The sequence below is a fragment of the Roseobacter sp. HKCCA2468 genome, assembly GCF_037805105.1.
Classification (GTDB): domain Bacteria; phylum Pseudomonadota; class Alphaproteobacteria; order Rhodobacterales; family Rhodobacteraceae; genus M30B80.
In genome coordinates, this window is record NZ_JBBLYN010000011.1 from 1 (window position 1) to 7,752 (window position 7,752).

The 7,752-nt window shown below is 48.6% G+C and carries 8 protein-coding genes; 5 read left to right on the forward strand and 3 right to left on the reverse strand.

Translation table 11 applies throughout. The features are described from left to right. Positions 1–65: 65 nt before the first annotated feature. Genes AAC620_RS12400 through AAC620_RS12195 form a run of 3 tightly spaced genes read right to left on the reverse strand, consistent with a single transcriptional unit; the run spans position 66 to position 2,211 of the window. A complete protein-coding gene (locus tag AAC620_RS12400) occupies positions 66–281 on the reverse strand; it encodes an integrase core domain-containing protein (RefSeq protein WP_445322469.1) in 216 nt (71 codons plus the stop codon). 54 nt (positions 282–335) lie between these two features. Then, positions 336–1,397 (reverse strand): ABC transporter ATP-binding protein, encoded by a 1,062-nt coding sequence (locus AAC620_RS12190; RefSeq protein ID WP_340245352.1) that lies wholly within the window; start codon positions 1,395–1,397, stop codon positions 336–338. 22 nt (positions 1,398–1,419) lie between these two features. Beyond that, entirely contained in the window at positions 1,420–2,211 is a 792-nt protein-coding gene (locus tag AAC620_RS12195; RefSeq protein WP_340245354.1) for an IclR family transcriptional regulator, read from the reverse strand. 139 nt (positions 2,212–2,350) lie between these two features. On the opposite strand from AAC620_RS12195, the gene AAC620_RS12200 reads away from it, so the two are divergent. The 5 genes from AAC620_RS12200 (at position 2,351) to AAC620_RS12220 (ending at position 7,655) form a co-directional block, all read left to right on the forward strand. After that, positions 2,351–3,613 carry an ABC transporter substrate-binding protein gene (locus AAC620_RS12200; RefSeq protein WP_445322470.1) on the forward strand — a complete coding sequence of 421 codons (1,263 nt, stop codon included), beginning with the start codon at positions 2,351–2,353 and terminating at the stop codon, positions 3,611–3,613. Positions 3,614–3,738: 125 nt separating this feature from the next. Then, positions 3,739–4,668 (forward strand): carbohydrate ABC transporter permease, encoded by a 930-nt coding sequence (locus AAC620_RS12205; RefSeq protein WP_340245357.1) that lies wholly within the window; start codon positions 3,739–3,741, stop codon positions 4,666–4,668. Between the two features lie 10 nt (positions 4,669–4,678). Further along, positions 4,679–5,527 (forward strand): carbohydrate ABC transporter permease, encoded by an 849-nt coding sequence (locus tag AAC620_RS12210; protein WP_340245365.1) that lies wholly within the window; start codon positions 4,679–4,681, stop codon positions 5,525–5,527. After that, entirely contained in the window at positions 5,524–6,867 is a 1,344-nt protein-coding gene (locus AAC620_RS12215; protein WP_340245359.1) for an alpha-glucosidase/alpha-galactosidase, read from the forward strand. The genes AAC620_RS12210 and AAC620_RS12215 overlap by 4 nt, the downstream gene beginning before the upstream one ends. A 20-nt stretch (positions 6,868–6,887) precedes the next feature. Continuing rightward, positions 6,888–7,655: an SDR family NAD(P)-dependent oxidoreductase gene (locus AAC620_RS12220; RefSeq protein ID WP_340245361.1), complete on the forward strand. Its 768-nt coding sequence runs from the start codon at positions 6,888–6,890 to the stop codon at positions 7,653–7,655. Positions 7,656–7,752: the final 97 nt, after the last annotated feature.

Genomic DNA, 7,752 nt, shown 5'->3' on the forward strand with positions numbered 1-7,752 from the left:
GATTTTTGATGAGAGGCCGGCATGACAAAGATTACCAATGTTTCAACGCGTCTTTGTCAAGCCCCCTATGTTTGATCCAATTTTAGGGTCGTAGTTTCTGGTATTGGTGGGCGCATTCCGAGGCTTTGATGGGGTCGGATATGGTTGTACTCTTTGATCCAGCGATTGATTGTGGCTTGGGCTTTGCAGGTGGTTCGGAACCAGTTTGCGTTTAGGATTTCGTTGCGAAGCCTGCCGCTGGATGGAAATCGATGGGTTCTGACCTTAGTACCCTTGTTCACTTGCTGTATTTTGGCAACCGCGCCTCTGAATCAAGTCAGCGCGCTACTACCGGCCTAACGTAAGCGCATTTCAGTTTGGCCATCAAAAAACATTGCATCGTCCAGATCAAAATCAACGCTCACCGTGGTACCCTCTTTCATAGGTGCGTTATCACGGGTCTCCACAATCAGTTTCTCGCCGCCAGGTGGGATTAAATAGTCATAAGAGACACCACCCAATCGCTCACGAATATCTAGTTTTATATTACTCGGCGCAGGTGCAATCCGCAAATGCTGAGGGCGCAAACCCAAATAAACAAATTCACTGGTGAGTGGTTGATCGATGTTCGGGGCGATTGTCCGATTATTCAAGGATGGTATGCGCAGCTTGTCGCCTTCAACGTTGCAATGAATAAAATTCATTGCTGGCGATCCGATGAAACCCGCTACGAATTTATTATCAGGGTTCTCATATAAATCCATTGGGCTGCCTATCTGCTCGACGTGACCAGCTCGCAATACAACGATTTTATCGGCTAAAGTCATAGCCTCAACTTGATCATGTGTCACATAGATCATAGTTGCGCCAATTTCCTTGTGCAGACGCGCAATCTCGACCCGCATATCCACTCGCAACTCAGCATCCAAATTTGACAGCGGTTCATCAAACAAAAACACCTCAGGTCCACGAACTATTGCCCGTCCGATAGCAACACGCTGCCTCTGCCCACCAGAAAGCGCCTTTGGTTTTCTTGTTAAGTAGTCATCAAGCTTTAAGATGCGGCTTGCTTCAGCAACTTTTGTTTTGATTTCAGTCTTTGGGTGGCCGCTCATTTTAAGACCAAATCCCATATTTTCTTCTACTGTCATATGAGGATAAAGAGCGTAGGTTTGAAACACCATCGCCACGCCTCGATCTGCAGGATCAAGCCTAGTGACATCGCGCGAGCCAATGTGAATTTGACCCGACGTGGTTTCCTCGAGACCTGCAATCATTCGCAGCAGTGTGGATTTTCCACACCCTGATGGCCCAACGAAAACGCAAAACTCACCGTCCTCGATTGCCAGGTTAATGTCATGAATTACTTGTACTCCACCATATTTTTTCACGGCGTCTGTCAAGGTTACACCCGTCATCGGTCTTTTCTCCTATGGGCCGTTATTCGGGAAATTGCCAACTGGCGGCTGCGTCAGCAATTTTTTGTGCGGTAGCATTTAAAGCGGGGCGAAAAGCGGCTAGCCCTTCAAGAGTGTTGCGCTGCGTGGATGTGGTTATTGATAAAGCGCCTAGCACACGACCAGTTTTCGACAAGATAGGTGCTGCGATACAAATGATGCCAGGCTCGTGTTCTTCGCGATCAAAAGAAACCCCAACAGCTCGAATTTTTTCTAATTCCGCGACTAAAGCTGCAGGAGTAGTAAGCGTGTTAGGAGTATGAGCATAATAGGACTGGAGGTTGACTGCTTTTTGTCGGTCATCAGGAGCTAAAAAGGCCATAATAGCCTTGCCAACACCCGTACAATAACCGGGTCCAATTTTGCCTGCCTGGGAAAACATCTCAATGGGATGTCGGGCATTACGCTTATCAACATACAAAACTTGCCCTTGATCCATTTGCGCAAGATGAATGGTCTCCCCTACGTCGTTAGACAATGCATCTATAAAGGTGCGTGCAAGTGGGGCAAGTGAGCTTACCTGCCACGCAGTATGCGCCAAACGAACGAGGCGCAGACCCAGCGAATAGGTTTGTTGTTTTGGATCATAGGCCAACATGCCCTGATTGGTCAGGGTTTGAAGCAACCGATATAGCGTAGCTTTAGGATGGTATGTTTTGTTGAGAAGCTCGCATAAACGAACTGGGCGACCAAAACTGCCAACTAAGTCCATCACATCCAGCGCTTTACCGACTGTTCCGTCCGCTTTGTTCGCTTGCTTGTTATGGAGCGTCATTAGCTTATGCCCTTCATTGAATTCTAGCGCCCTCTGACGCTGCTTGACTTTTATAATCCGAATCTTGCATAGTTTCAATACTTGGGATGATGTTCCACTATTTGGAATATCCTCAACACGTAATTTTGGGAGGATACCGATGTTAAAGAAATCAAGCTTGGCAGCGCTTGCGTTGACGATCACTACAAGTCTGACGGCCCCTGTAATGGCGCAAGGCGAGCTCTCTGGAACGCTCCGAATTATCTCGGACATGTCAAACCCTGCACCGCGGGCGGTGATGGAAGGATTGGCAGCAGATTTTGACGCCATGCACTCCGGGTTAACGGTTGAGCTGGAAGTGGTCGACCGCGAAGCTTGGAAAAGTCAAATTCGCAACGCACTTTCTGCTAACCCACCAGATGTTGTGAACTGGTACGCTGCAAACCGTATGGGCCCATATGTCGACGCAGGCTTGTTTATGGACATTTCGGATTGGTGGGCCGCAGGTGATTATGCAGGTCTTGAGGCCGTTGAAGGGGCGATGACAATTGATGGTAAGCAATGGGGTATCCCATACACCTACTACCAATGGGGCATTTATTACCGCGAGGATATTTTCAACGAATTAGGCCTTTCTGAGCCTGATACATTCGAAGAAGAAATAACAAACTGCCAAGTCATCCTCGAGTCTGGCAGGAAGTGTTATACCATTGGCACCAAGTTTCTTTGGACTGCAGGTGGTTGGTTCGACTACCTCAATATGCGCACAAATGGCTTTGATCATCACATGGCATTGGCCCGTGGAGAGCTATCATGGACAGATGACGAGGGCGTGCGACAGACATTTGCAAACTGGCGCCGTCTGATAGATATGGGCGCGTTCATCGATGACCACCAGACCTACAGCTGGCAGGAAGCTCTGCCTTTCATCGTTAATGGTGAAGCTGCAGCTTATCTGATGGGCAACTTCGTTGTGCCACAGCTACGCGAAGCTGGCCTGAGAGATAATCAGATCGACTTTTACCAATTTCCTGTAATCAATCCTAACGTGGCGATGGGTGAGGATGCTCCAACCGATACGTTCCATGTTGCTGCAGGCGCTCAGAACGTAGAAGCGGCTCGTGCTTTCCTGCAATATGTCACCTCGCCAGAAGTGCAAACTGCAATTAACGGACCAGATGGCTTGGGCCAATTGCCAGTCAACGCAAATGCAAGCGTTGCAGATGATGAATTTGTTCAACAGGGCTTCGCTATGCTGTCCCAGAACGCCACTGGCGGAATTGCACAATTCTTTGACCGCGATTTCCCAGCAGAAATGGCATCAATTGGTATGGAAGGCCTACAAGAATTTATGGTTTTCCCTGACAATCTCGAAGACATCCTAGCTCGTCTCGAGAGTGCACGTGAGCGCATCTATCAATAAAATTTTGATGGGGCCCACTTAACGGGCCCCATCTGACCCCCGTGCAACACATCCGTAAGCCGTTGTTTTTGGCTTTCGCATTTGTTGCCAACCTGAAAAGCCCACCCGTGGCCTAAGGAGATGACATGGTCATTGCCAATGCCTCATCGTTCCAGACATGGCTCACGCGCCATCGTATGATCATAACCCCAATTCTATTCTTGATTCCGGGCATGGCGTTTTTTACTTTGTATGTGATCGTACCCATCTTTCAGAGCTTTTACATCTCAATCTTCGAATGGAACGGGTTAGGCGATTTAGCCACTCAAGGCGAGTACGTCGGTCTTGAAAATTATCGCGAATTGATAACTGATCGAGCCTTTGAAGTTTCTCTTTGGAATAACTTCAAATGGTTGCTTTTGTATTTGCTCTCCATTCCTGCGGGGCTTTTCATAGCACTTTTCCTTAATCAGACAATTGCAGGCATCCGCATATACAAATCCCTGTTCTTTTTCCCCTTTGTGATAAGTCAGGTTGTGGTTGGACTCGTTTTTTCTTGGTTCTATCTGCCCCGTGAAGGAGTTTTGAACGCGCTTCTTGAGTTGTTTGGTTTAGGTCCCGTTAACATTTTGGGCGACCCCAATTTGGCAACATATGGTATTATCGCAGCCGGACTTTGGCCTCAAACGGCCTATTGCATGATCCTATACCTTACAGGCCTGAACGCCGTTGATCCTGAACAAATCGAAGCTGCACGCCTTGACGGCGCACGGGGCCGAAAGATGTTGTGGTATGTGATATTGCCACAATTGCGCCCTGCAACTTTTATCGCTTTTGTGGTGACGATTATTGGCGCTCTGCGCTCGTTTGATCTAATCTCTATAATGACTAATGGAGGGCCCTTTGGGTCGACCCGGGTTTTATCATTCTACATGTTTGAGAAAGCGCTATCTGAGTATGGCTTCCGTATGGGGTACGGATCGGCCATCGCCGTAATATTGTTCCTGATAATGCTCATCTTCATCGGCTATTTCCTATGGTCGATGTGGCACAATGAGCGCGAAGCGCGACAGTAGAGGTGCCCTGATGTTTCCCACACCCATCGAAAGGCGATCGCGCACCGCACAAATCACCTATAAAGCTCTGGTGCCGATCGTACTAGTTCTGTGGCTTCTGCCCCTGATTGCCGTCGCGCTATTTTCAGTGCGTCCCAGCATAGATTTTACCAATGGTAATTATTGGGGAGTACCCTCGTCGTTTGAATTGTTCACAAATTACAGCAAAGTCTTTTTCGACAGTGATATGCCGCAGTATCTGTGGAATTCATTTTTGATAACAGTGCCAACAGTGGTCGGGGCAGTCGCTTTATCCTGTATGACAGGTTTTGCACTGGGAATTTACCGCTTTCGAGGTAATCTTTTTATCTTTTTTATGTTTATCGCGGGTAATTTCGTACCATTCCAAATCCTAATGGTGCCTGTGCGCGACTTAACAGTTAATGCTGGACTATATGACACCAAGCTTGGTTTGGTTCTATTTCATGTCGCCTTTCAAACTGGTTTTTGCACACTGTTTATGCGCAACTTTATCCGTGCGCTGCCGTATGAACTAATCGAAGCTGCACGGGTTGAGGGTGTTAAAGAGTGGCGAATTTTCTGGTTCATCGTTTTACCTCTAATGCGACCTGCTATCGCTGCACTATCGGTTCTAATCTTTACCTTTATTTGGAATGATTACTTCTGGGCGGTCGTCTTGACTCAAGGTCCAGATGCCCAGCCCGTCACCGCAGGGATCACCAGTTTTAACAGCCAATTCGTGGCACAATATAATCTGATGAGCGCAGGCAGCCTTGTTGCAGCACTACCGCCCGTCATGATGTTTTTTTTGATGCAACGCCATTTTATTGCAGGTCTGACACTCGGAGCAGTCAAATGACAAAACTGACCTTTATCGGCGCAGGATCTACTATCTTCATGCGCAACATTGTAGGCGACATGCTGCATTTTGAAGCGCTGCGCGATGCCGATATTGCGCTAATGGATATTGATCCTTTGCGCCTGTCGGAGTCGGAACAAGTCGCGCGCAAAATGGTGGAAACCATGGGGACAGGGGCCACAATCACAACCTACAGCGACCAACGTCGCGCTCTGGAGGGAGCAGATTTTGTTGTAACTGCCTTCCAGATTGGCGGCTATGATCCTTGCACAATCACCGACTTTGATGTGCCAAAACGCTTCGGAATACGCCAAACAATAGCAGATACTCTAGGGGTTGGAGGCATTATGCGGGGCTTGCGCACCGTTCCTCATCTATGGCGCGTGGCACAGGATATGGCCGCCGTCTGCCCTGATGCATTGCTAATGCAATATGTAAACCCAATGGCAATAAATACTTGGGCTTTGGCCGCTCGCTTTCCAAATTTGCGCCAAGTGGGTCTATGCCATTCGGTTCAAAATACCGTTCACGAACTGGCACATGATCTGGACATGCGTGAAACGGATATACGTTACAAAGTCGCAGGGGTGAACCATGTGGCCTTTTTCTTAACTCTCGAAGATAGCAATGGCCGCTCTCTTTACCCAGCCTTGCGCGAAGGATATGTGTCAGGTCGCTTACCCAAGCCCCCACTTTTAATGCCGCGCTGTCCCAACAATTTGCGCTACGAAGTGATGCAACACTTGGGCTATTTCTGTACCGAAAGTAGCGAGCATTTGGCTGAATATGTGCCATGGTTTATTAAAGACGGCCGTGAGGATTTGATCGCAGAATTCGGCATTCCTTTGGATGAATATCCTAAGCGTTGCATTGAGCAGGCCGCCGCATGGAAAAAACAGGCGGCAGATTTGACTGCACAAGCGGGGCTCGAAGTGCCCAAGAGCCATGAATTCGCAGCTGAGATTATGAACGCGATTTTGACGGATCGACCCTATGTTGCTTATGGGAACCTGCCTAATCGGGGACAAATTCCACAGTTACCAATAGATGCTGTGGTTGAGACGCCTTGTTTGGTCGATAAAAACGGTGTGCAGCCTTCAATTGTCCAAAATATCCCACCACAATTGATTGCGCTTATGCGCAGTCAAATCAACGTTCAAGAATTAACTGTCCGCGCGCTCATGGATGAAAATCCCGAGCATGTTTATCATGCAGCCATGATGGATCCCCACACCGCAGCTGAACTAGATCTGCGTCAAATCCGTGCACTTGTGGATGAATTACTTGCGGCCCATAAAGACTGGCTTCCCTCATGGGCGCGAGCCTCCAAAGCTGCGTAACCTAAGAAGGTATCCAAACATTGAATGTTGCATCCTTTTCCGACCTTGAAGGAGCCTCCGTTTTCGTCACAGGGGGCGGCTCTGGCATCGGTGCGGCTTTGACCGAGGGGTTCTTACGCCAAGGTGCGAAAGTTACCTTTGTTGGGCGCCGCGACGCTTCAAATTTTGTTGAGGCAATGGAACAGGCGACCGGCAACCGCCCACTATTTATCCAATGCGATATCACACAAAATGTGAACCTACGCTCTGCAATAGATAGCGCTGCAAAGGCCCATGGCCCAGTGACTATTTTGGTAAATAACGCGGCCAATGATATGCGTCACCGGATCGAGGACGTGGACGAAACTTTCTGGGACAGTATGATTGCAGTCAACCTCAAAGCTTATTTTTTTGCCGCCCAAGCAGTGCTTGAGGGAATGAAAGAAGTCGGCAAAGGTGCAATCATCAATTTCAGCTCCATCAGCTACATGATGGGCGGCGCTGGCTACCCGATCTATACCACAGCTAATTCCGGCATCAACGGAATGACCCGCAGCCTCGCGCGCGATTTGGGGCAATTTGGTATTCGCGTCAACGCACTAGCGCCGGGGTGGGTTCTTACTGAAAAGCAGATTGATCTTTGGGCTGCACCCGAAGCATTGAAAGCACATATGGAAAAGCAATGCCTCAAAACGCATTTGCAGCCCCAAGATATTGTGGACGGCACACTGTTTCTTGCTTCAGATGCAAGCCGAATGATGACCGGGCAGGCTTTGGTAATTGATGGTGGCGTTGTAGTCACAGGATAAAGACAGAATAAGAGAGACGCGATGACATCGAATTGGTTGGCGGTAGATTGGGGCACATCGCATCTGCGCATTTGGTGGATCAACGCCGAAGGATCGG